21 protein-coding genes, 2 tRNA genes and 1 riboswitch are annotated in these 25,287 nt (G+C 41.0%); of the genes, 1 reads left to right on the top strand and 22 read right to left on the bottom strand.

The annotated features are described in order from the left end of the window. Window positions 1–476 precede the first annotated feature (476 nt). The 19 genes from IJI01_RS14755 to IJI01_RS14665 form a co-directional block, all read right to left on the bottom strand. Window positions 477–917 carry a hypothetical protein gene (locus tag IJI01_RS14755; protein WP_292192094.1) on the bottom strand — a complete coding sequence of 147 codons (441 nt, stop codon included), beginning with the start codon at window positions 915–917 and terminating at the stop codon, window positions 477–479. Continuing rightward, window positions 914–1,381, bottom strand: a complete 468-nt coding sequence (locus IJI01_RS14750) for a LytTR family DNA-binding domain-containing protein (RefSeq protein WP_292192093.1) — start codon at window positions 1,379–1,381, stop codon at window positions 914–916. Before IJI01_RS14750 ends, IJI01_RS14755 begins: the two co-directional genes overlap by 4 nt. Next, window positions 1,368–2,555, bottom strand: coding sequence for an alpha/beta hydrolase family protein (locus tag IJI01_RS14745; RefSeq protein ID WP_292192091.1), 1,188 nt, complete (start codon window positions 2,553–2,555; stop codon window positions 1,368–1,370). The genes IJI01_RS14750 and IJI01_RS14745 overlap by 14 nt, the downstream gene beginning before the upstream one ends. A gap of 85 nt (window positions 2,556–2,640) precedes the next feature. After that, window positions 2,641–3,894, bottom strand: coding sequence for a S41 family peptidase (locus IJI01_RS14740; protein WP_292192089.1), 1,254 nt, complete (start codon window positions 3,892–3,894; stop codon window positions 2,641–2,643). 305 nt (window positions 3,895–4,199) lie between these two features. After that, window positions 4,200–4,283, bottom strand: a tRNA-Leu gene (locus IJI01_RS14735). 40 nt (window positions 4,284–4,323) lie between these two features. Further along, window positions 4,324–4,406 (bottom strand) — tRNA-Leu (locus IJI01_RS14730). Window positions 4,407–4,426: 20 nt separating this feature from the next. Then, on the bottom strand, window positions 4,427–4,759 hold the full coding sequence (locus IJI01_RS14725; protein ID WP_292192087.1) for a hypothetical protein: 333 nt from the start codon (window positions 4,757–4,759) through the stop codon (window positions 4,427–4,429). Window positions 4,760–4,867: 108 nt separating this feature from the next. Next, window positions 4,868–6,784: a hypothetical protein gene (locus IJI01_RS14720; protein WP_292192085.1), complete on the bottom strand. Its 1,917-nt coding sequence runs from the start codon at window positions 6,782–6,784 to the stop codon at window positions 4,868–4,870. Window positions 6,785–6,806: 22 nt separating this feature from the next. Then, window positions 6,807–7,592, bottom strand: coding sequence for an arginase family protein (locus IJI01_RS14715; RefSeq protein WP_292192084.1), 786 nt, complete (start codon window positions 7,590–7,592; stop codon window positions 6,807–6,809). After that, entirely contained in the window at window positions 7,589–8,362 is a 774-nt protein-coding gene (locus tag IJI01_RS14710) for an adaptor protein MecA (RefSeq protein ID WP_292192064.1), read from the bottom strand. The genes IJI01_RS14715 and IJI01_RS14710 overlap by 4 nt, the downstream gene beginning before the upstream one ends. Window positions 8,363–8,682: 320 nt before the next feature. Further along, on the bottom strand, window positions 8,683–9,327 hold the full coding sequence (locus IJI01_RS14705) for a sortase (protein ID WP_292192063.1): 645 nt from the start codon (window positions 9,325–9,327) through the stop codon (window positions 8,683–8,685). Further along, window positions 9,327–10,442, bottom strand: coding sequence for a Cna B-type domain-containing protein (locus IJI01_RS14700; protein ID WP_292192062.1), 1,116 nt, complete (start codon window positions 10,440–10,442; stop codon window positions 9,327–9,329). Before IJI01_RS14700 ends, IJI01_RS14705 begins: the two co-directional genes overlap by 1 nt. Window positions 10,443–10,453: 11 nt before the next feature. After that, window positions 10,454–11,317, bottom strand: coding sequence for a class C sortase (locus IJI01_RS14695; protein WP_292192061.1), 864 nt, complete (start codon window positions 11,315–11,317; stop codon window positions 10,454–10,456). 137 nt (window positions 11,318–11,454) lie between these two features. Further along, the gene (locus IJI01_RS14690) at window positions 11,455–12,921 is read right to left on the bottom strand and encodes an isopeptide-forming domain-containing fimbrial protein (protein WP_292192060.1); all 1,467 of its coding nucleotides are present in this window, start codon (window positions 12,919–12,921) and stop codon (window positions 11,455–11,457) included. Window positions 12,922–12,975: 54 nt separating this feature from the next. After that, window positions 12,976–17,802, bottom strand: a complete 4,827-nt coding sequence (locus tag IJI01_RS14685; RefSeq protein WP_292192059.1) for a Cna B-type domain-containing protein — start codon at window positions 17,800–17,802, stop codon at window positions 12,976–12,978. A 44-nt stretch (window positions 17,803–17,846) separates the two neighbouring features. Continuing rightward, window positions 17,847–18,440, bottom strand: coding sequence for a signal peptidase I (lepB, locus tag IJI01_RS14680; protein ID WP_292192057.1), 594 nt, complete (start codon window positions 18,438–18,440; stop codon window positions 17,847–17,849). Then, complete coding sequence (locus IJI01_RS14675) at window positions 18,433–19,038, bottom strand: hypothetical protein (RefSeq protein WP_292192056.1); 606 nt, start codon at window positions 19,036–19,038, stop codon at window positions 18,433–18,435. The genes lepB and IJI01_RS14675 overlap by 8 nt, the downstream gene beginning before the upstream one ends. Window positions 19,039–19,315: 277 nt before the next feature. Beyond that, a riboswitch (cyclic di-GMP riboswitch) is annotated at window positions 19,316–19,403 on the bottom strand. 249 nt (window positions 19,404–19,652) lie between these two features. After that, the gene (locus IJI01_RS14670; protein ID WP_292192055.1) at window positions 19,653–20,921 is read right to left on the bottom strand and encodes a flagellar hook protein FlgE; all 1,269 of its coding nucleotides are present in this window, start codon (window positions 20,919–20,921) and stop codon (window positions 19,653–19,655) included. A gap of 277 nt (window positions 20,922–21,198) precedes the next feature. Then, window positions 21,199–21,495, bottom strand: coding sequence for a hypothetical protein (locus IJI01_RS14665; protein ID WP_292192054.1), 297 nt, complete (start codon window positions 21,493–21,495; stop codon window positions 21,199–21,201). Between the two features lie 112 nt (window positions 21,496–21,607). On the opposite strand from IJI01_RS14665, the gene IJI01_RS14660 reads away from it, so the two are divergent. Then, the gene (locus IJI01_RS14660; protein WP_292192053.1) at window positions 21,608–22,618 is read left to right on the top strand and encodes a tRNA dihydrouridine synthase; all 1,011 of its coding nucleotides are present in this window, start codon (window positions 21,608–21,610) and stop codon (window positions 22,616–22,618) included. 122 nt (window positions 22,619–22,740) lie between these two features. On the opposite strand, the gene epsC is transcribed toward IJI01_RS14660, so the two are convergent. From epsC to IJI01_RS14645, 3 genes are all read right to left on the bottom strand, one after another. Beyond that, a complete protein-coding gene (epsC, locus tag IJI01_RS14655; protein WP_292192052.1) occupies window positions 22,741–23,637 on the bottom strand; it encodes a serine O-acetyltransferase EpsC in 897 nt (298 codons plus the stop codon). Window positions 23,638–23,790: 153 nt separating this feature from the next. Next, the gene (locus IJI01_RS14650) at window positions 23,791–24,816 is read right to left on the bottom strand and encodes a glycoside hydrolase family 43 protein (RefSeq protein ID WP_292192051.1); all 1,026 of its coding nucleotides are present in this window, start codon (window positions 24,814–24,816) and stop codon (window positions 23,791–23,793) included. Window positions 24,817–24,837: 21 nt separating this feature from the next. Further along, complete coding sequence (locus tag IJI01_RS14645; protein ID WP_292192049.1) at window positions 24,838–25,239, bottom strand: hypothetical protein; 402 nt, start codon at window positions 25,237–25,239, stop codon at window positions 24,838–24,840. Between the last annotated feature and the right edge of the window lie 48 nt (window positions 25,240–25,287).

The following is a 25,287-nucleotide window of genomic DNA, read 5'->3' as shown; positions in this document are numbered from 1 at the left end:
GTTCATCATCTTGGCTATCTATGTTGTATTGTCATGGTATCAATCTTGCATCGTCTGAGATATCAAAATTGCATCGCTCGCTTTTCAAAATAGCGTCAATCTTTTACTGCTGGAAAATAAAAACAAGCAAATTATTAGTAGCCTATTTTTTTCATTACTGCTAAAACTCTTCATTTTTGATTTTGTTAGTAGTCATGTGTCAAAAATGCAAAGAACATCTAAACTTTTCTACGGCTGTGTTTAGATTTTCTTTGTAGCAGACGTAAACAATCCTCATTTTCATTGACTTTTTTGACTTAAATCAACTTTTTGAATCACTTTCATACTATACAAATTGTCATTTAAAAAATACAGCCGTAAGAAAAAAATAAGGCTACGGCTGTAAATGAAATCCGCAAAGATCAGCAGTAAAATTGTTTTATATAACGCCAAAAATGTGCTCGCAATTACGATCAATCCATTATAGCCAGGAGCTCTTACTCTTCTACCCCTGCATTCTCCTGAAGTGCCTTGAGATCAGCAGTCATGTCCTGAGCTGTCTTGGAATCAAGGATCCAGGTAATAGCATTGACAGCAGCAAATATCACAACAACACTCACTGCTACAGAAACTGCGATTATGATTATTTCGTGAGTTATCGGACGTCCTCCAAACATAACCACAAACAAAAGCGCCATAACAATAATCATACCCAGCACTTCGCGAAACAGCAATTGTTTAACAGACAATACTCTCTTAGCAGAAACAAAAAATGTTGGAATACTTGCTAAAGCTGCATAGAATATAGGATAAACAAAAGCTTCATAACCAAAGCGCTGGTCTGGTGCAAGAATACTTCCCAGCACAAACATTGCAACGTTGATACAGGTAACTATAATAAAAAAGTTCCTAAGACATTCTTTTAAATGTTCTTTCATACGCTCTCACCCTTTAATTTCTTTTTGACATCAGGTACATATTTCCTGGAGATTATGACTTCTTCTCCGTTTCGTAATTTACATACAAAGCGCCCGTTAAGAGCAGGCTTGATTGAAACGACCTTCATAAGGTTCACAATAATAGACTTGGAAATTCTGACAAAATGATATGGCTCCATCACTTCTTCCAGGTCATAGAGTCGTCTGCCGGATTCGTAGACTCCGCCCTTCATATAAAGAAAAGTCTTATCGTCTACAGACTCGATGTAATAAATATCACGTATCGGAACGCTGTACTTCTCACCTTCCCTGATACCCTCTATATTGCCCTGTCTGAGCTTGACGAAGCGCACAATCTCGCCTATACGTTCGTCTACCTCGTGACAGCCAATCTTAACATACTCATTCTTGTCAGCAGCTATAACGCTGACTTCCAGGTCCATAACCTTATCAGTACTTGTCATTTACAGTAAAATCCCCGTTTCCCTTCAGATAACAATCAAAGAAATTGAGTGTGATCTGGTTGATCTGATCAATGCACTCCTCGTTATTCACATCACCTGAGCCAAGCATATTTGCAAGAGCTGGTGCAAAAAGAGGAAGGTCTGTGAAATCCATGTGCTTGGCACCTACAATGTATGTGCAGTGACCATCTGTAGCATTATCAAGGACCACATTGTTAGCATAAACAATTCCCTGCTCTCTTGCCATCTCACGGTCAGCATGGTGACTCTCAGAATCAAAGCAAAGAAGAGGTGTTGTATAAGCATCTTCATTTACCAGAATCTTGTCATCCTCTACGCCAATTTCCTCACCAATCATTGTACCATCAAAATCAATAACTGCGGATACATCTGCGCGTCTTCCAACAGTAACTGCTGTAGCTCCGCCAAGAGAATGTCCCATAAGACCAATCTTATCAGTATCTGTGCACTTTAAAGCCTCAGCGATTTCATCTTTTTCTGATCCGGCAAAGAACCACTCTTCACCGAAGTTTCCGCTATTTGCTGCAGCAATAAGAGTATCCAGCACGAAGTTCATATCAGCTTCTCTAAGCTCCATCCACTGTGATGTGATGGCATAAACCTCTGTCTCGCTGATATCGCTGTTTCCAACATTCATGGCTGTATTCATAAACTCAGGATCTACTGTGATAGTCTTTCCATCAGTATCTTTTGTGTAAAAAGAGTGATATGGATGATCAAGGCTTACTACAACATAACCGTTACTTGCAAGCTCCATGTATGTTGAAGTGTTGCTCTCATAATATCCAAATGCTCCGTGGCTGAAGATAACGAGTGGAAGTGAGTTTTCCTCAACACTCATGATCTCTTCTGGATAATAGAAGTGTACAGGAACCTCTCTGTAAGATCCGTCTGTCTCAAAGCTCTCAACTCTGCTGCTATCTACAAGAATTGCTTCGCTCTGTGCTACAGCATATTCACCAGTTGTAGGACGTCCCTTGTAGTCCTTGATCATAAATGCAGGAATTGCTGTTCCGATGATCACTGGGATAAGTACCAGAATTCCCAAAGCCTTCAATATCTTTTTGCCGGCACCCTTACTCTTTTTGCAGATCAGAAGTACCAGTGCTACGATTTCTACGATGATTAAAACAATCCAAATTAACTTTGACATATTATGTTGCCTCCTTATTTCTTAACCTGAGACAATCATAATATGCCTAAAGATATAAATCATAAATTTTGCCGTAAGATGCATTTTACGTCGGTAAGATGCATTTTAATATATAATCAAGTTCTGGATCCCTGCCAATAGAATCAGGATTCCATGGGATATAGTGGTCTACACCCACTCCCTTCTGGCTCATGCCAAGGCCATGATCAATCCTGGTATCTCTTGATGTGGGATAGACAAAAGTGTAATCTCCCAGCTGCACCATGTTACAGTTAGAATAATCAAGTATTCCACAGGTTGGCCTTCCTACTACTTCTACCTTTGAGGAAAAAGACATAGCTTCAACAAAAGCTTCTCCTGATGATGCACAACCCTCATCTGTTATAACAAAGACTTTTTCGGGTGTTTTCCTGCCGATAATGCTATCATTGTCATCTTCAACATCATCACCATCCATAACAAAGCCTTTTCCCATATTCTTTTCAAGGTTAGACAGCATCTTGTCTACCATAGCTTTTGCTTCCTCAGGCACACTATCGCCAAAGAAGTTCTTAAGAAGCGCTATCCTGTCTTTGCAGTTTCTCTCCGAATAATTTATTTCGAACGGATACCTTGTCTTTTCATATTCAGAAAGGCTCACACCTTCAGGATATGCATATGTTAATAATGGGAAAAAAGCTGAGTCAGCACCGCCACCATTTCCCCTTACATCTACAATCAGATTCTTGCAGCTATCAAGATCACTTCTGCACTCATCGTAGATTTTGTTTATGTCCGCCTCGTCCGTAAAATCCAAGAACTTAAGATACAGCATATCTTCAGAGAGCTTTTTATATGAATACCTTTCAGAAGCTTCACCCTTAGAATTATGGATGATAGCTACCTCTTTACTAGCGCCGTCTTTTCCTATAACTGTAACTGTGCTATAAAATTTCAGAATATCGCCCCACAGATCGCCCTGCCTCTCATCAGCTTCTCCCATGAGAAAGTTCTTTTCCCTATCAGCAATTTCAGGTATAGTCTGGGAATCAATGAAAATAATCTTATTTCCAGGAACAAGCCCTGTGTCCTTGTTGGCACTGGTAACATAAAGGGCATCTTCGTATCTTGCAACAGAAAAGCCCATAGATCCAAGAGTGTTATCTCTTAGCCTCAGATGTCCATTTACTTTGAACGTAGAAAGATAATCCTGAACCAGATGGAGAAAATCCATCCTGTCCATATCATCAGAAATCTGCTCTTCGTACTTCTTGTAGTCCCCTGCCCCATAGTCCTTGCAGGTAGCAGAGTCCTTGCGCATAATACTAACAATTTCCCCAAAAACCTCTGTGTAATTCATACCAAGTCTCCTGATTCTGTCATTCTCATAGTGTCGATATACCCTATATTACAAGAAATATCGAGTGATGTGAATAGTGGAATAAGCCTAGGGAACGGGGTTAGTGGCTCATCTTTCTCACTTCCCAGTTGTCGTAACCCGCGGAAGAAAGGGACTTGCGACGGAACATGCGTAGCATGTTCCTAGTCCTGACAGTTGCGTAGCAACTGCCAGGAAACCCTAAGTTGCTGCACTTCGCAACTTAGGGTTAAGTCCCTCTTTCGCACGACAAAAAAGACCAGGTCATTCGACCTGGTCTTTTGTCGTGCGGAAGAAGGGACTTGAACCCTCACGATGTAAGCATCACAAGATCCTTAGTCTTGCTCGTCTGCCAATTCCGACACTTCCGCATTCCATATATTGAATTCGCAGCCGCTCAATAAAGCAAAGTGCAGGAGAAGGGACTTGAACCCTCATGTTGTTGCCAACACATGGACCTGAACCATGCGCGTCTGCCATTCAGCCACTCCTGCGAGCGACAAACATTATATTATCACATCAATGTGAGTTTGTCTACAAACATATCCAATTTTTTTACAACTCCTGTGATAGTTTTGTATAGGATAGCTGCGCAGATAACACAAAGGCCTGTAACAACAGCCAGAATATAGCATATAAGATTGCTCTGCGTAAGCCCTGCAGACAGGAAAATACAGGTACAGATAAGCATACCGATCATCACGATCAGTACTCTCACAAGCTCCTGATGAAGAATTGTCATCTTCAGCTGAAGGTTACTCTTTTCAGCCTCAATCTCTTCATCTGAAAGAACATCGTAGTCAAGCTTCTCGAAATGCTTTAAGAATTCCCTGAATCTTTTTTCCATCTCACATCCCCCAATAAAAGAATAAGCGTAATGCGCATTATTAATTATACGCTATTACGCTTACTTATTACAACTTCTTACTGCATATAAACTGCATATCTTTCACTATTATTCAAGCATCACTGTGCCACCAGCCTCAGTTACCTTATAAACAACGCCAGGTGTAAACTCTTTTCCCTCAGACATAAGAGGAGCAAAAAGATCTGTAGAAATGCCCTCCTCATCCTCAATATAAAGATATGATGCATGCTTTTCCATAATCTTTCTGGCCATAACAGCGCTATCTTCGCTCTCTGCAAGGAAAGCATCATACACAAGAGGAACCGGCGAAGCTTCTTTACTGATGTAGGTATCGTGTACCCAGTGGTAGGTGTGACCATCGCGCATTACGAGAACTCTTTTGCCCCAGAGGCTCTTATCTGCAAGGACTGTATCAACTATAATCCTGCCGTCATCCCCCACCATATTATATGAGTCTTGCGCAAGACTATTAGCATTTTGTCTGTAGCCCCAGATGTGTTTGTACATGCCTGTATAATCAGCGGCGAGAAAAACAAATGCAACAAATATACCTACAACAGCTAAGCCAATCGTATTATTAGCCTTATCATTACCTGTTCCAGTATTCGAAATCATATTGGAGTTCCTACTATTCAATAGTCCAACCCCAATCAGAAGACTCAAAGTTCCAAACGCGAATGGGAATCCATATCTTGCCACAGACACCGCCATGGCATAGGCATCGAGGTACTGATCCTCCCCCTGGAATATGGAAATATGGGCAAAGAAGATAATGCCGTAGGTCACAAGCCCAGTTATCAGCATGAAAAGAGCTATCTTACGTCCTTCTTTTTTCTCAAGAAATCTAAATCTAACAAGTGCAAATAAAACAACAAACAATATAATGACCATCACACCTGTAGGAAGATCAAGTGTGATATTCCTATCCGCGTGCATTGGCATAGTCCATAGGCCTTCCCAGAAGAATCTGGCTTTATCTGCAGTATTCTGAGGTGCAGTGTAAGTTCCTGATGTCGCCATCTTGATTCCGGCGCCTGTGAGCTTGGCTACTCTCCTGTTTACGAGGCAGAACAAAAGCCAGCTTCCATAAACTGAAACACTTCCAACAACAGCTCCTATCATCTTAACGCTCTTTTTGCCCACGAGAAGATAGAAAATAAGGGCAAATACGGCCCACTCGATTCCAACAGACTTGGTCAGGAAAAGAACTGCTGTAAAAAAACCAATCCTCACATAATAGAAATTTTCCGGGCACTGATCCTGCGCGTAAATAGCGATCAGAAGCGCGCCGTAAACTATTCCCATAGTGATATCAGCTGGCGTTCCATAGTAAATAATGCCGTTAAATACGCCAGGAAGAGCCATTACACACACAAATGTAATAACAGCAAGCGCATATCTAAATACGCCCTTTATAGTCTTGTTATCAAGAACAGCAGCAACAAGTCTTCCAGCAAGTGTCATAAGGAACACAGCATTCAGTGCAAAATATCCGGCAAACTGAAGTCCTTCTTTGTATTCACCATTACCCAACTGCAAAAAGAGCCACTTAAAGATCGAGGTAACTGGCGGATAATCTCCAAATTCAGGAGAAACATTGCCATATTTACCAGGAAACCCATTCATGAAAAAGAGCTGCTTGGCGTCAGATGACCAGAAATTTATATCATCCCACCAGGAAAAGACATTTCCTGAAACCATGGCGCCAACTACAGTCACAGTTATCACAAACATAGAAAGCAGCACTAAACTAAGAACATTTCCATCTTTATCACTAACAGATTTTTTTCTCGCAGAAATCTCACTTACAAGTACGAAAACAATCGCCACAAGAGCTACAATCCACACAAGCTTCATGGCCCTGAAAAATGCCAGCACATAAAGCGCAAGTATCAGCCCTGAAGCTGACATTGCAAGTCCATCACCGATATTTACTTTATTTTTACTGGAAATATATGCCCCCAGAACGCAGACTGCCAACGCAGAGAGTATAAAAACAAGCATTAACCCCAATCCTCCATCTATCTTACTTTATCTTAGCACAGATAGCCTTAAGTAGCTCCCCATTAAACGAATCATTGTCTTCGGTAGCAGCACCAATATCAATACCTTCCTGTTCAGGAGCGCATTCTCCGCAGATATCAACGCCAATAACATCACGCTCGGAAAAGAGCTTATGCACAACAGCCAATAACTCTGTGATCCTCATCTCTCCCTGATCCCAGTTAGTTGTAAGTTCGCTATCGACGATAACATCCTTATCTATGGACAGATAAACCGGATACTGAGTCTTAGGAAGTACAATCTCAAAGTTCCCGTCATTGTCATCCATTCCTGGAACAACATCACTCACATCATAAAATGTAGCCTTGCTCCTTACATCCTCAGGCAGCTCATCTATAAGCTTTCTGTCAGCCCCAATAATATGCACATCCCTGATAAAAGAGCTATGCTCAAGGACATACAAAACCCAGCCTCCGCAGGATAAGATATCCCCAAACATAGGTGGCTGCATGTCAGAATGATGGTCAAATACCACAAGGGAACATGGCTCTTTTACCTGCTCCAGCATGATTGCTGACATATAGTGGTAATTACCATTATCAATAAAATGGATCTCGTCTGGGCCTATCCCTGCCTCACGAATCCTGTCTCTTATCATATCCATGGCTGCATCATCGCACATGCAGTTGGTGCCAGGGATTTCTCTACAATTTATGGCCTCAACACAAATAGAGCTTTTATCTTCACGATAAAAGCTCTCATTGTCATAGATTCCTGAAAAATTAAAAACTGAAACTCTATTCTTCATCTAGCTAGATCTGCCAAGTGAACTATGGCATCTTCTCCAATCAGGCATTCACCATGCTCTGCTATGAACATGGACTCTGGGGAATTAACTGTCAGCATCTGTGAGTACTCAACTCCCGCTCTTCTCATCTCGTAGATGATTCCCTCATCTCCTGACATGAGCCCTGCGAGCATATAGAAACGTCCCTTAAATTTGTAAAGAACTGAATCCACAATTGGAAGTCTCTGTACAACCTTGGAAAACCTCTCAGCCTCCTCCAGTTCATCAAACTCCATCATATATCTGGCATACTCAGTAATAGGCTGATATCTGGCCTCTGTACCCTCTGTAGGGAACTCAGGACCTATATCCCTGCCATATATTCTGTTAATAGTATCTGTTACGTTAGTGATAACCTCATTAAGCGCAACACCCTTATCTCTTCCGGTCTTGGACTTGATCTCGTCCACTCTCTCCTGAGTCAGCATCTTCAGAACAGTCTCAGCTGCTCCGCGAATACGGTCGGTTGCTTTCTGAATATCTTCATTGCTCATCTTAACAGCAAAAATACGAACACTTCCATCCATCATCATATTCTTGCTCATCATCATAACCTCAGTCTCAGGATCATAATCGAGCTGCGCACCTACTTCCTTATTGAGCTGTGCGAAAAATGATGTAGTGTTCTCTGCGCCATTTATAACTGCCTCTGGAGTAAGACCAATCTCATGAAGTTCTGATGCCGCGATACTGCATTCTACTGTTGTCTCATTCATTTTTACTATAATCACTACGCATCATCTCCTCTCCTTGGAATACATTGCGCTCAGTTACTTCCTGTAACTGTCTCTAACGCACAATGCCAACTTGCTCCTTTGATGACATTATATCATGAAAATTAGCACTGTCCACTCGAGAGTGCTAATTTTTTTATTCAATTTAATTTTCGGCAAATAATTATTATTTCCTAAGTTAATTATACCAAAAAAGCGAAGATTCTTAATCAAATTTGTATATCCATTGTATTAAACTATTATGAAATATAAGCCTATTTTTCCATAAAAATGACCACTGGTCTTATTCAAAACCAGTGGTCTAAATTATCTCTTATTTAGTCCTGTTTTCTGATGTGCTTACTCTTCTCAGCAGCATCCAGAACATCCGGCGTTGCTCCTGTCTCAGTATACTCTCCAGTAGCCTCGCACCTTATTGTAACTCTGTTTGCTCCACCTATTGTACAGGTGAAAAGAGTCAGATCCCAGTCGCCAGATTCCATCTTCTCAGAATCCATAGCACCCAAAGTCTCTATGTTAGAAACCTTAAAATAAAAGCTTATACCATTCATATCAGTTACTATTACATCGTCGCCGGTATTAAGCTCATTTAACCTGCCAAAATGCTCTTCGTAGTTGTGGCCACAGATGATCAGGTCATTATCATAAACCGAACCCATATATCTGCAGATTGCATATTTGGCAGCCTTCTTGTCCCATTCATTCTGAACTGGTAAAAGAAGTCCCAAACTAGGAATTTCTACGGTACCGATAAAGCTGTGCCCGTCCACATCTACAACAGGCATATCGCCGCTAACTTCTAAAGCTGTGTCAGGAATCTGCTCGATAACGCCTTCCAAAAACTGATCTGAAGCGCTTCCTGCCTGCTCATTCTCTATTAGATTGTTTCTGATGATAAATGCCGCTGCCAAAATACACGCAGCTCCCATCAGAATATATAAATAACCTGCTATCTTTTTCATTACTTCTCTTTGTTCTTACGAATTCCCTTGGTTATCAAAAGAATTCCTGCGATCACCAGTACTGGAAGTGGCCACCAGAGCTGTCCTGTCTGAGGAAGTCTTCTAGCGCCAAGTACCTGTGGCAATCTATCTCTTACTGCTCCTAAAACCTCAGGGACTGCAGAACGAACTGCGCCAAGCACAGAATCAACTGGTGTTTCTGGTGTCTGAGGCGTTTCCGGCGTATATGGTGTATCCGGTGTTTCTGGTGGATTGTCCGGAGGATTATAAGTATTGGTAATCCTGAAGGTATTCCCGCCAGATGTAAGTGAGACTGTATATCTTCCATTTGTCTGCTCAGAAACAGTCCAAGAATGGCCTTCCATGTATGTCCAGGAGTATCTCCAATTATTAGCTGCACTAAGCGTTACTGTTTTGTATAATGCCCCATCACAGTATAAATAAACCGTAATAGCTGCCGGTCTGTTAGATTCATATCCTGCATCATCCCAAACCTTAAGCACTTCATATGAAGTGTCCTTGGGAAGATCTGTAATCTTACACTTAACCTTAGCTACTGTAGCAGTAACTGGGTTAACCCATTCATCATGCTCATCCAGTCCTGGAACAGAAATCATAAACGGGTCAATAGAATAAATACAGTCGTTAGCTTCCTTGGTAACCGGGTCGACATAATAAAGACCTAGATCAATTCCAGTAAAATGAACTACTCCATCATCGTCAGTAGTAATCGTAGCAGTCGGCAAAATGTTGTTCTGATGGATAAAACCACCAATAACAAAAGCCATCTTTTTCCAGGTTTCCTGATCATTGATCTTATTAATATCCGTTACCGGGAAATTATTAATTCTGGAATATGTCCCAAATAACGTAAACTGACCGGTACTGCTAATATCAGCAACCTTATAAATCTTGACAGCTACACCGTTAATAGGAATGATCTTGTCACTATTTTCAGCTTCGCGCGACTGATAAATAATCGTCATATCTCCAGGCTGTGACAGATCAATAGTTCCCCTGGCGCTTACCTTCACTGGCATACTCAGGGTTATCACCATGATCATTATCAAAAGAGCTGCAATATTCAATTTTCGTAGTGAAAATCTTCTATTCATTAAGCGCTTCCTCATTTAGTCTGCTTAATTCCAGCTTTCTTTCTTTTTCTAAACCACTTGGATGTACATACCAAGTATACAATAAATGCTATTAAAAGAATTGGTGCTCCGATAAACAATGCTACGATAAGTGTTCCATATCTTGAAGCATCTGCAGGAACAATCAATCTGTTTTCTTGTGTATAATCAACACGCTTTCCTCTAACAAGAAGTCTGTGAGTGTTTACTCCATATGGAGTACAGGTAACAAGCGTGACGTATTCTTCTCCATCGACAATTGCCAGGTCATTGGTCTCCTCAGGGAGAACAATGTTAATCTGATCAACCTGATATGCAAAAGTCTGATCCATTATATGTAACAAAAAAGTGTCGCCAACGATCATCTGATCGAGGTCAGTAAAAAGTTTAGATGAAGGAAGTCCTCTGTGCCCTGATAAAACTACATGTGTTCCAGGCGTTCCTGTAGGAAAAGAAGTTCCTTCCAAATGACCAATTCCCACCTGCAAAACAGTTTCTGCAGTTCCATGGTAAATAGGAAGATTAACACCGATATTCTCTATCTCAATCGTTCCAATAACTCCATAGCCTGTTGGATCGAGTACACTGTTGTACTCAGCAAGTTCCTCATCAGTAAGCTTAAAACTCATAGGCTTTTGCTTAAGAGCTTCATTATACTCATAAGCCTTCTGCCATATCTGATCATAATCCACTGTATCCATAGCCATAATCGCATCTTCATAGCTTGCTACAGCCTTACTCTGATGCTTGGAGTTAATATAGTTACTCACCGATGGATACAATATAACGCATATACCAACAAGAAAAATAAGACCAAATATTATATTGGGTATTTTCTTTTTTAATTTATTACTCATGAAAAAATCTTTTTTAATCAAAAAATCCTGAATCTTAACTGTATTTCGAGGGAAGGCCAATGTGAGCCCTCCTTCGAAATATCAGATATTTCACTTATACAGAAACAAGATTCATTATTTTAAATACTTATAACTAATTACTCTGCATCAGCTTTTCTGCGAAGCATGAAGTATGCAACTGCTGCAATTACAAGAACTGCACCGATTACATAGAAGGTTGTTGTTCCCATGCCACCAGTTGATGGAAGGATTGAACCTGAATTGTTCTCTACAGGCTGAGTAAGATCATTAGTAGCATTTACTGTAACAGCAATACGGTTCTCAAGCTTAGTAAATCCTAAAGGAGCATCTGTCTCCTCGAGGTAGTAAAGATCTGAGTCAACACCCTCAACTGTGATAAAGCCAGTTGCAAGTGTTACGATCTTATTATCTGGAGCAAGTGAGTATCCTTCTGGAAGCTTAGTAGCATCAGCTACTACACGGTAAACTGATCCATCTGCATTTACTGCAAGTGTAAGAGCCTGTCCAGCTGTCTCTGTTGTGAAGAGCTGGAACTTAGCGCCTGCAAGAGGATTCTTGTTGGCATCAGCGCCATTATACTTCTGGATCTGGAACTTGTGAGTTGTAGTATTAGTAGGTGTTCCATCATAATTACCGTTGTCACCCCATGTGATAGAAGGTGTATTTACCTCTGGTGTTGTAACAACTGCCTGGTCATTAAGTACTGCTGTATACTTAAGATAAAGAACTGTGGTATCTGAAAAAGTTGCAACATAAGAATCATTAAAACTTACTACGAAAGTCTCACCCTCAGTACCTGCAGCAACTGTGTAGTTTGCGTTAGAAACTTCCTTAGAGCAAGCCTCATCTGAATATACCTTAACATCGTTGTTATATGTAAGACCCTTAGTCATAGTATCATGATACTTAACGTTGATAGAGTTCTTAGCAATTGATACTTTAGCTTTGAAAGTTACAACATCGCCAACTGCAGCATCATTTGACTGGCCATATTCCTCTTTTCCATCAGATCTCTCTTTAGCCTCAAGAACCTGCTTCTCAGTTGTGTTACTCTTATTCTTCTCCATAATGTTCTGTTTCTTATCTGTAGGTGTAGAAGCAATAGTAACAGCAGTACCAAGTGTTGATGTGATCATGTAGTAACCATTATCAAGGCCATCAAAAACCGCCTTATCTGCACCTTCATCTAAAACAATAGTTCTTGGATTTTTAATATTTTTCTTTGCCCATGCAGCTGCAAGCTTACCAAATGCTTCCATGTCAGCAGCATCTTTCTTGTTCTCTTTCCATACAACATACTTCTTTGTACCAACTTCATTAGTATCGATGTAAGCTGCGCCATCACCTGCCCAGAAGGCTGCAAAATCATCATTGATTGTGTAGCTATAGCCATCGTATTTTGATGCATCATCCTCGTTAGCCTTTACATCGAGATCAAGTAGCTTATAAATACTGTATGACTCTTTTCCTACAGCGTTTTCTACTGTGATAGTGTTACTGCCTACAGCCATAGCTGTTACATTCATAGTGAATGCAAGTGTTGCTGCAAGGATACCCGTTAATAGTTTCTTAAATCCTTTCATTTTTCCTCTCCTTTGAATCTTGTCTAGTAGTCTTTTTATCTAAAGCCAATGGCCTTAAACCTTTTTCTTTTGCTTTTTGGAATAAATACCTTTTCCCAAAAGAGCTGCCATAATGAATCCAAATCCAGTCAGCAGGAAGCTTCTATTTCCGCTTCCACCGGTACGAGGAAGGACATTGCCTCCTCTTTCGTTTGAAACCATAAGCTTCAATACTGTAGGCTGGTAATTCTGGCACCATACAGATGTTGTCTTACCTACGGTGCCCTGCGAATACTTTTTATCCGCAACGTATGTGAAATAAGTAATAGTACTTAATTCGCCGTACTCTTCTCCCTTGGAATTACATTCAACTATCGAATAGATAAATGCCTGATAGTTGCCTTTTCCATTCTTGTAGAAATACGGGAGAACAAGTTCCTGTTTCCAGTCATTAGCTGAACTAAGCTGAACTGCAGTCCGAACTCTCACAGGATCTTGTTTGCTCTTTGCCTGGTAAACATTTACCCAGACAGAGCCGAAGTCTTTTGCTTCCTCTTTGGAGACAGGTGCTCCTGAAACTGTCCATTGTTTTTCAACAACAACAATCGGAACATTTGTAAGTGTGATCTCGGTCTTGTCATCAGATACTACTGTTTCAAAACCAACCAGCTTGTATCCATTTATTGGATCCCCATCCAGTTTAAATGCTGACTCCCCGAATCTTTCTTCTACCGAGTACTCATACTTGTTGCCACTACTGTCATAAGCTGGAAGATCTGTAAATTCATAGCTTCTAGTTCCCGCCTTAAGTGTTTCTACCTTAACAACGGTATAATCACTATCTCTAGCCGTCTTCCTAAGTAGTGCCAGGTTAATGTCAAATGAATAGTCACCTGAGTTAGCCTGATCTGTTCCCCAAATTTTATTTACTAAAACCTTAGTTCTGGAATAATTCTTAAATACAGGAAGAGTGCTTACATCATTTATGTTCTTTCCTTTTTTCCTGTAATCATTATTACCAGTAGGATTAGTATCAATGCTTGTGTAGTAACCGCTTGCCTCGTCATACAGGTAGTAGCATCTCTCGTTCTTCTCAGGTTCTTCATCCTGATAATACTTGATTTTAACCAGTATCTTGGCTGTATCTTCGGAATAACTGTCTTCTTTGTTCTCATTCTCAGTAAACAGGAAGTAGTACTCCTTATCTTTGCCAGCTTCCATATTGAAATCGCTGGTGTTAATACGAACGCCGATCGTGTATGGATCTGTTACCTCACTGCCTGAAGCTGATCTGATATAGCCGTTATGAAGGTCAGTATAAACCGGCTCCCACTGCCTAGTAGAACTATTCCAAAACTTCATAGTGAAGCTGAAGTTCTGGCCGCTTACAGCCGGCTGGTTATCTACATATTTGTAAACAAATAAGTCGTAAAGTACATCTTTTTTCTGAGTATTGGTAATTGTAAGTGTCTTACCAGATTGTCCTGGAATATAGATAACTCTGTTCTTACCACCATTTACATCTTCAAGAACACTTGCTTCTATGTTGGTAGAATAGCTTACAAAGTAACCATTTACTTCTGCGCTCTGTCCCTTCGTAGCATCGTCATACATCATGACTGAGTTTGATGCAACACCAGGCATATTGTCCTTAACAATCCGTTCAAGTTCTTCGAAGCTATAAATACCGCCGCCTGCATCATGGCCGTTCTTGAATGCATTTATTTCTACTACTCGATATACGATCCTGTTATTTGGATCAGATGAATTACCATAGTAGTCTGCCGGGAAGGTTACATCTTTTTTCCATCCATTGGCTGCATTAAGCTCAACCAGGAAGCTGTACTCCGGAATATCCCTGCCACCTACGGTTCTGGCACAAACATATGCATAGATAAACGCATACGCTACATCGCCATCCCAAATCTTTTCGATAGTACCGTGTGGCATATCTGTCTTGGTGTTAGTAACAACCAACGAACCATTTACATTCAGGTAACTGATAAGTGTATATTTATGTATTTCTCCATTACATACATATACTTCTTTACCAATTATTGCTCCGTTTACTTCGTTCTCATAAACCTTGGCAGATGGGGCAAGAACTGTTCCCATTATATTGGTGACATCCAACGTTCCAGAAAATGGTACATATACATTATTCTGAAGCTGAACAGGATTTATGATAATTCTTGAATCAAGCTCATTCCAATCTGCTGATGAATCTACACCATTTACAAAGAACTGAGTTACTTTGTACTCTTTGCCCTTGTATTTGCTCAGATCAAGGTTGAATACAATAAGCTTATTGGAAGCTATATTTCTAATACCCTTATTTATATTTTGAACCTGATTGGCATCAGTCCATCCAAATTTATCTTTAAGAGCATTGTATACATCAGTCTTGAAGTCACCAGTTGTAGCTACAATGTTAAGTACTTCAACTGAATCTGAATTCTTAGCATATGGAAGAGCCGCCGAAACATCTCTTGCCTGTGCTAAAAGATTGTTTGGAACTATCGGAATATCACCGCTGTATTTAGTCTTATCAAGCTTCGTATTGTTGACATTAACTGCCTTTTCATATCCGCCGTTTACCGGATAGTAAACCTTTGCCCCTGGATGAAGCGCACTTAAAAGCTTGGAATCATCTGGTTTGTTCATTATATAGCTGGCCAGAAGAATGTCTGACATATCACTTGCGTTATTGATTCTGCCGCTATAGGTAACTACGAAGGATCCGTTCTTATTACCTTCTTTTACCGCATTTCCTTTTGAATCAAGCTCATATACATAAAGAGCTGTCTTACCCTTAAGGGTATTATCAAGTTTATAAGAGCCTTCAAACCATCCGTTGTTGTACTTATTGGCATCAATAGTGAATTCACTGATCTTACTGTTCTTGGAACCATCCTCGCTTGTATAAAGACCAAACTTAAATGTTCCACTTACAGAAGATTTCTTGGCTATTGAGATGTCGTACTTGGTGTATTCACCCATGTGAATATAGTGCGCATCAAAGTCAAATACTGTATCTCCAGGAACTGGGCCAAGTCTATTGATAGCCAGGTTAGCTTCATAATGCGAACTAGCCTGGAAGTAATCAGCTACTACTCCAAAGTATATTGAATCGCCAAGGCTTGTTATGATGCCAGCTGCTGAGTTATCGTTAAGTCCTGGTCCTTCCCACGAATACTGTCCCTTCCTGGTAACCGTCTTGGTCAAAGCATACACTGAGAATGATTCGGTCTTAAAGGATACGCTCTCGCTGTCATCTTCAATTTTCACTGTACTATTTTCAAGAACTACTACCGAAATGTCATCTGCTGTAATCTCAGTTGCTTCGCTTGTTGAATCAACTTCCTCCATGATCTCGGAATCAATAGGAAGGTGAACAACTGCCAAGTCTTCTGGCTCGCTTGCCTCAAGGCCATCACTCATCTGTTTCTCAGCAAACTCTACAGATACTGTAGCCATTCCCTCTTTGAGCTCGTACTCAACTCCCTCGAGCATGAATGCGATATCAAACAGGAGTGTATTGTTCTCGTTACGTTTAACTGCCGTTTCGTCAAGCAGTTCTTCTATCTTGTCTGAAGCTTCAACATCTGCAAGCTTGCTTGCATTCTTGTTGAGCGCTTCCATATATGCATCGTAGTTGTAACCTTCTGTTTTCTTATCTACTGTAGTAACCTTAAGCTCTGTGCCATCCGGAAGAACTGATGGATCTGAAAGCTTAACCTTTACTTTGTACTCATCATTTGTGAATTCAAAGCTTTCCTTTGTTCCTGTACCACGGTAGTTAAAAATTACTTCTGTATCTTTCTTAAGCTCTACTTCTTCGCCATCAGCAGTATGTGCAACATAGTAGGTATACTTAGGAGCTTCTTCCTTTGTTTCTACTGACGATGCCTCCGTAGCAGCACTAGATGCCTCAGATGAAGCTTCTGTCTTGGCGGATTCTGATGTTTCTGCAGTAGCCTCATCTGTAGACGAAGCCTTACTTGCAGCATCTGTATCAGAACCAGTAGAAGCTGAATCAGATTTACTCTCAACCTCTTTTACAATAGCCTTAGCTGTTCCAGTCTTCTTCTCGAGACTAACTATCTTCTTGTCATCAACTGTTGCCTTGATGAAGTAGTAATTCTCAATGTCGGTATTGATATTAGCAATATCAAGTGTCTCAACATTTTCAAAAGAAATAACGTTTTTATCTCTGATGCTCTCTCCAGCTGCATTAAGATATGATGCAGTCAGAACAACATCCTTAACATCTTCATAAACGACTACCTTATCTGCCTTCTTGTTATCCTTAGAATCAGTAGTCTTGTCTTTTGCATCCTTGCTGTCACCTTCTGATGATGCGCTTGATGCTGCCACAGCCTCGCCTGATGAAGCACTTGATGCTGCTGCCAAATCTCCTGAGGAACTACTTGAGGAAGCTGCCTCTTTGGATGAACCAGTAGAAGCATTTTCAGAAGCTACCTCGGATGAAGCTGAGCTACTAGCAGCTGCTCCAGCTTCATCCTCCGGAATCACTTCTACTATATCCTCCCAGGTTTTAGAAGTTCCCTCTTTGTCCAGGTCCCCTGATCCCAGTTCAGAAACTTCTAAGGTAACTACTTCGTCAGATGTATTAGTTACCTGTGTATCTTCATGAGATTCTGAAGAATCAGACTTCATCTTCTCAATAAGACCCATTTCGTAGTCACTGTCTGCCGTCTCAAGAACAAGTCCAACCTGTGCTGCTCCATTTTCAGTCATGGCAGTAGCCGGTTTATTCAAGAGGTACAGTGTCACTGTTCCCGTGAAAAGAGATACACACATCGCAAAAATCAGCCATCGTTTATTGTTGCGGTGTTTCTTTATGTAGTTTTGTGCGCGGTCCTCATTTGTTATGCGCATTTCCTCTACCTCTAACCTCTAATTAGAAATAAGTTGCCAAAATATTACAGTCCACCAAACTCCCCAAAAGGAAATACCCTGAAAACAACTTTGCCAATAAGCTGTTCCTTGGTAACACATCCCACAACACTTGATCTCGAATCGATTGATACGCTTCTATGATCCCCTAATACAAACCAACGATTCTCCGGAACCTGATATGGAAATTCGATATCTGTAGGTTCCAAACTAAAATCTGATGCATACGCTTCCTCTAATTTCTCTCCATTTACGGAAACTCTGCCATCGTCATCGATGTTCACCCAATCCCCAGGTGAACCAATAACTCTCTTAACAAGCACTTTGTTATTGTAATAAAACGCAAGCAAATCCCCTGCGTCAAAATCCTTACTATTCTGGGCTATTACTATCTGCCCTGTATCCAGCGTAGGAGTCATGCTGTCTCCAGTAACCTTCAGTACAGTTACATAAACGCTGGAGATCAGTACTGCTATCGCAGCCACGAATACCACAACAATAAGTGTATTTCTCAGAACGTTTCTATATTCTTTTTTGCTGTTCTCTCTCTTAAGTTCCTTCTTAAGTTCATCTACAGAAGGCTTAAACTCAGAAAGATCAGGCTTATTCTTATTACTCATCTTTTTTCTTTCTGGTTGTACGTCTCTTCGGTTTCTCTACAGGCTCAGCTTCCTTACTGTCCATTTGCGCTATTTTCTTAAGCTGCGCTTCTTCTGCCTTTTTAACACGGAGCTTACTCTTCTCGATATCAAGCATAAGCGCCTTGTACTCAGCTTCTGCACTCTTTTTAAGTGTATTAACATAAAGATCTGCAGCCTTCTGGGCGGATTCCATAATGCCTCCCAGCTGAATTGAAGCTTCTGCAAGGGATTGTGAGTTCTCTATCTTCATAAGAGAATCATCAACCTGCTGTCTGAGCTCTTTCTGCTCCCTCGCCAGCCTTGCCTTGAGCCCCGCTACATCCTTGTCAAACTTCTCCTGCATCTGAGCCTTCTGCTCATTGAATTTCATTCGCATCTCAGCTTTTTCTTCATCAAAGTTCTTAAGCATCGCTGCTCTTTCCTCTGCGAATTCATGCTGCATCTGGAGTTTTTCTTTTTCTAGCTCATCCCTGAGCTCTTTTTCATGTTGCCTGGCAGCCTCAGCCTCTTCGGAATATGAGATCATCATTTCAAGAAGTTCTGCTCTGCTAAGCTTTTTGAGATTTATATCAGCCATATCTATTCCTTATTAAATAATTACCATTCAGATTGGGCATAAAAAAAGGCATCCTGCCCAGAACCTCAGCCTGTGCAAAATACCTGCCAATGATTATAGTAAAAGGCAAGACGCAAAGCTAAGTAGTTACTAAATAGTAATTTATTCCTTGTACTCAAGCCGCATAACCTATGCAGCCCGTTCCTCCTTGAACCTTCTTGTACTACAATTACCCAAAAAAAATGACCGTCTGTACTACTCTTAAAACAGGGCGGCCATCACATAGCACTCTCAAAGTGCCAGCAACTGGCTGTCTGTCGCTTTCTCGCGATTAAGACCCTATAGCTTTGCGTCTCCGTCTTCCAACGGGTTTGCCCTCATATAATAATATGAATCTTAACTAAATATAGTTAAAATTATTTAAATTAAGTTAAGATTATTTCTGCCGTGTAGTTTAACTATATATCATCGTTTTTGGAAATACAACTACTTTTTAATAAAATTTTCACAGTTTTTTAATAAAAAGGGCTGGACATCAGTCCAGCCTTGTGATACAAAATTTCATTTTCATTTTTTTTAAATATGAGTTTCCAGTTTTTTTAACTATTTTGAATACTAATAATACATTAAACCATTTATCGTTTTAGGCTCTTAAGTACCTGTAAAAGCTCATCAGATGTCGTAATTACGCGACTATTTGCCTGGAAGCCTCTCTGAGTTGTGATCATGTCCGTAAACTCTTTTGCAAGGTCTACGTTACTGGCCTCCAGAACACCAGATGACATGTAGCCTCCGTCCTCTGTAATATCCATGTAGATTGGCTCTCCAGAGTTAAGAGATGCTGAGTAGAGGTTATCTCCTACTTTTTCAAGGCCCATTGCATTACTAAACTCGGCAACTACAATCTGAGCAAGGAGCACTGTCTGTCCGTTACTGTACTTGGCATTGATCATACCGTTGTCTGATATGGACAGGCCGGTCATGTTACCATTTGCATAACCCTGATTAAGTCCCTTGGTATTGCCACGATATCCGTTGATCGTGGAGTTATGGTTACCCATCGGACTTGCGTAGTTAGTTGTATTTGTAAGATCTATACTGATATTACCTCTTCCAAAGTCGAAGTTTGCTGTCTCTGCGCTTGTGAGCTTACCATCGTTCTTACCATAGGTAAGAGGAACTGTCTGCTGGGCTACGCCAGAGATGGACTTGCCTTCTGCATCCATTACAGACTGAAGTGTGAGACTGAAAACTCCTACCTCTGTTCCTTCTTTTTGGATATTAAACTTAAGTGTATATTTCTCACCATCATTTCCAAACACTTCAAGACGAAGGATTTTACCCTCTTTTACGTTAGGGTCGTTCTCGTCAATATTGCCTTTAAAGTAGCCTTCTGTTGTTGAAGAACCAGCAATAGTCTTGGTCGCCTCGGAAATAAGTGGAGCATTTCCGCCAATGGAGCCCACTCCATCAATAAAGTTAACATAAAGGCCATTATTTGTAGTTACAAGAGATCCTTCCGCATCAATAGTGAAGCTGCCGTCTCTTGTAAAGTATTTTTCCTGATTAGGGCTGTTCGCGCTCTCAGAAACAACGAAGAAAGAATCGCCAGTGATCATAAGATCAAATGGGTTGTAGGTTGTCTGAGCTGAACCTGGCTTGGTTATGTTGATGTTGATCGATCCCATCTTGGCACCAAGACCAACCTGATCTGCACTTGTTGAGCCCTTTGTGGCTGATCCTGCAGAACCGGTCTTAATTGTCTGATACAGAACATCCTGGAATCCAGTTGCCTGTGACTTATATGCTGTTGTATTAACATTGGCAATATTGTTACCAATGACATCCATTTCTAATTGGTGTGTTTGCAGACCTGAAACCGCTGACCAAAGTGATCTCATCATAGGACACTTACCTCCAAGTTACATGCTTATCGTATAAGCTTTCTCTTTTCACCTGTACGTCCGTGTACCTGTTTGCAATCCCTTTGCAAGAAAAAAAAAATGATATACTACCTAATTCCTTTTATCGGCATAATTTATTTGATTCATTAGAGGTAAGTCAGAATTATATTTAGACTTTTTTGGCAAAAGAAAAACTGGAGCCACCAATATGCATTAGTAGCTCCAGTTAACAACTTTATATTCACCGTATCCCTATAATCAGGTCTGTCTACATCTATCAGTTAGATGATGCCTCAGAAGCAGCCTCTTCTGATACAGCCTCTGTGCTCTCAGTTACTACTGAATCCTCTGCAGTAGCCTCAACTGAAACCTCTGTAGAAGCACTCTCAGCAGCTGCTGAGCTTGAACCGCCGAAGTTGTTCCAAAGAACAGAACCAACGATTGCTGCAACGATAGCCACAACTACAACAAGGCTTGTGATCTTGGCAATCTTAACGTTCTTTTTGTGCTTGGCGATAGCCTGCTTACGTCCTGATTTTTCTTTTTTGTACGCGTCAATTTTCTCCTGACTCATATTCCTCATCCCCATTTCCTTAGTGTTGTTTACTACACAAGAATATATTATACTCCAAATGTGTTTAAAGTGTTACGAAAAAATTACGTTTAAATAATAGGAGCTTTGCTATATGAAGTACTATTTTGCGCCCATGGAGGGGATCACTTTATACCCTCTAAGGAACATACATCACGAAATCTTTGGTGATGGCATAGACAAGTATTACACACCATTTTTGTCAGCTCATCATAACCTTCGTTTCAAGAAGAGGGAAAAGAGAGATGTAATGCCCGAGTTTATCGATGGTTTCGAGAACTACGGCGATGTTATTATTCCACAGATCATGGCTAATCGCGTGGATACTTTTGTCTGGGCTACTCGTGAGATGTGGGGCCTTGGCTACAATGAAGTTAATTATAACCTCGGATGCCCTGCTGCCACTGTGACCAACAGGCATAAGGGCTCAGGCCTTTTGCAGGATACGGAGTATCTCGATGAGATGCTGGATGGAATATTTAACGAGCTTGGAAATTTTGTTTCAGTGGACAATGCTGATTCCACGGGATGTTCTGATCAGCACAGGATATCTCTCAAAACAAGACTTGGCTTCTATGATGAGTCAGAAGCCGAAGAACTCATGAAGGTTTACGCCAAGTATCCTATATCCGAGCTTACGATACATGCCAGAGTCCGCGAGGATTTCTATCAGGGAAAGCCCAGAATTGATGCTTTCAAAAGAGCTGTAGAAATATATAGAAACGCCGGTGGTAAGGCTGACGTCTGCTATAACGGAGATATCAATTCTGTTGAGGATGCAAAAAACATAGATTCCTCAGAAGTTTCTGCAATTATGATGGGAAGGGGCCTTTTGTATAATCCAGCTCTTGCAAGGCAGCTTAAGGGTGGCAAGGCTCTTGAAGCTGATGAGCTAAGGCAGTATCTAAAGCGACTGTATGAAGAATATGCTCTCTATATTCCGGAGGAGCGAAATGTTATCTTCAAAATGCTGGAGCACTGGGCATTTCTCCACGTTCACTTTGAGGACAGTGAAAAGTGCCTCAAGGCTATTCGCAAAGCCCGCAGTAAGGGCGAGTACACAGCTGCGGTCAACAATATGTTCGCAAGCTGTGAGTTTGTATAAAAGCGCTAATACAAAAACGAGTGATGTTTTAGTATAAATACATGTGCGTACAAACCGATTTGATATGAAATATCATCGGAGGTTTGTACACACAGTATTTATGCATAATCATCACTCGTTTTTTATCTCTGCATGCTGATGCGACTACCAGCAGGTACTGATTCTGTAATAAATGCGTTAGCACCGATTACTGAGCCCTCACCAATTACTGTCTCACCGCCAAGGATAGATGCTCCAGCGTAGATAGTAACATTGTCCTCGATTGTAGGATGTCTTTTTACACCCTTGAGAGACTGGCCGCCTCTTGTAGAAAGACCACCAATTGTAACGCCCTGATAAATCTTGACGTGCTCACCAATAATGGAAGTCTCGCCAATAACGATGCCTGTACCGTGGTCGATCATGAGATACTTGCCAATAGTTGCGCCTGGATGAATATCGATTCCAGTTCTGCTGTGGGCATACTCAGTCATCATACGTGGAATAAGCGGCACCTTGAGAAGATACAGCTCATGGGCAATTCTATTAATGGTTGTAGCAAGAAGTCCAGGGTAAGACAGAATGATCTCTCCCTTACTGTAAGCCGCTGGGTCTCCATCATAGCAAGCCTGCAGATCTGTATCCACATACTCCCTAATCTTGGGAAGTTTCTTGAAAAATTCATGTGTGATAAATCTGGACGCACAGTCAAGGGTCTCATCCGTAACATTTACATATTCAGGGCTATGATGAAAAGCAATTGCAATCTGCTTCTGCATGTTATAGATAACATCCTCAATTACAATTGCTATTCTGTTGCTGTCGTTATAGCTCTTGTAAATCTTATCCCTTGAATAACCGGGATAAATGATACGAAGAAGCTTGATCACTATGTCTTTTACCGCATCTCTATCTGGCTGGTTAAAGACATCCATCTGATCCACATCACGTCCATGGTCGTAGTCCGCAATGATGAGGTCTACTATATTCTTAATCTCATTCTTAAGTTCGTCGTTATTCTTTTGCCTATTGAAATCCATTTGAAGCGCCCCTACCTATTTCAAGATTTATACATCAATACTACTAGATCTATAAATTTCAGAATATACATATATGGATATTCTATCACAAAACAGATTTCATAAAATAAAAATGTTTGCATTCTTATAGTTCTGGCTACATATAAGCAGGTTTTATTCGGCCTTTGAAACACCGTCGCACTTAGGAATTGTGGTAATCGTACCGTCTTCATTGTAGGTAAATTCCGCTACGCACACGCTTCTGTGGAACAGGCTGCCCCCAGGAAGCTCTCCTGTATGGTAAAAGAGATATGAATGTCCCTTGAAATCTGCAATTCCAGGATGGTTAGTAAACACTCCGCCCTCTTCTGTCATCAGGACACCGCCGTATTCCCATGGGCCTGTTGGCGATGTAGAGGTTGAATATGCCAGATGCTCGTTCTGCTGCCCTACCGCAAATGCAGCGTAGACCATGTAGTACAAGCCATCTCTTTTGTAGAACCAGGGGCCCTCACCGTAGGATGTACCAGTATCGTGGCTTCCCTTTGCAAAAGACTCCTCTGTCATAGGAACCTTAACAATGCCAACTTCCTTGTTATAAGTGATCATGTTCTCATTGAGCAGCACATATCTAAGCTCAGGATTACCAAAATAAAGGTATGCCTGACCATCATCGTCGATAAATACTGTGGGATCAATGTCGTTCCAATCGCCCTCATCCACAAGTGGATAGCCAAGGTCCTTGAATGGGCCTGTCGGGCTGTCAGAAATACCCACAGCTATTGCCATTCCGCCATTTCTCTTGTGTACAGGGCAGTACAGATAGAACTTGCCATTTCTCTCAACTGCCTGTGGCGCCCAGGCTCTTGTGTCAGCCCAGCCAATATCATCCAGAGAAAAGATTGCTCCGTGATCCTTCCAATTGACCATATCCTTGGTTGAGAAGCATCGCCAATCCTTCATTGTATAGAAGTCGTTTTCCAGCTCATCTTCATCATGAGTTGTGTACAGATACAGTGTATCTCCATACACCATCGGCGCCGGATCAGCTGTATAGATAGTCTTGATTATTGGATTTGAATGAAAGTCTTTTTCCATGGTGGTCTCCTTATTATCAGTCACAATGACATAAACAACCAGCATCACAGCAATAAATATCCCTGTGACACTGATAAATTTAACTATATTATTCTTATTCATATTTGTAATCTTCTGCACTCGTTACATTAGTGCAGTTTCAAAAACATGCTGAATCACTCTTGAAACTGCAAACAGCACCACAAGCGCTCCAATGCTCATGAGCCAGAACTGCGCTGAACTATACTTGAAGCTCTTCCAGCACTTGTATACGCGAACCAATGCTATCAGGTAGAATGCCATGAATGGAATCATAACTAGTGTAAAGAACTGATAAGATAGCAGCATGAATGCGAACATTCCCACCATAGTCCCTGCCCAGAGCTTCATAAGTGAATCCTTGGGATGCTTGTCAGTTACTTCCAGAGTCTTCTCTGAAATCTCATCAACATCCATGAATATCTTCTTGAAGTTTACTGAGAATCTCCCCTGAAAGTCTTTTATCGCTTTAGCTTCGTAATCTGTATCGTCTCCCCAATTTCCCATTTTGTCATACCTCCGTGCGTTGAATATTCTGAGACATCAATATAGTAA

This window comes from Butyrivibrio sp., from assembly GCF_017433805.1.
Classification (GTDB): domain Bacteria; phylum Bacillota; class Clostridia; order Lachnospirales; family Lachnospiraceae; genus Butyrivibrio.
The sequence above is the reverse complement of the archived record's forward strand: the minus strand, read 5'-3'. Positions and strand labels throughout refer to the sequence as shown.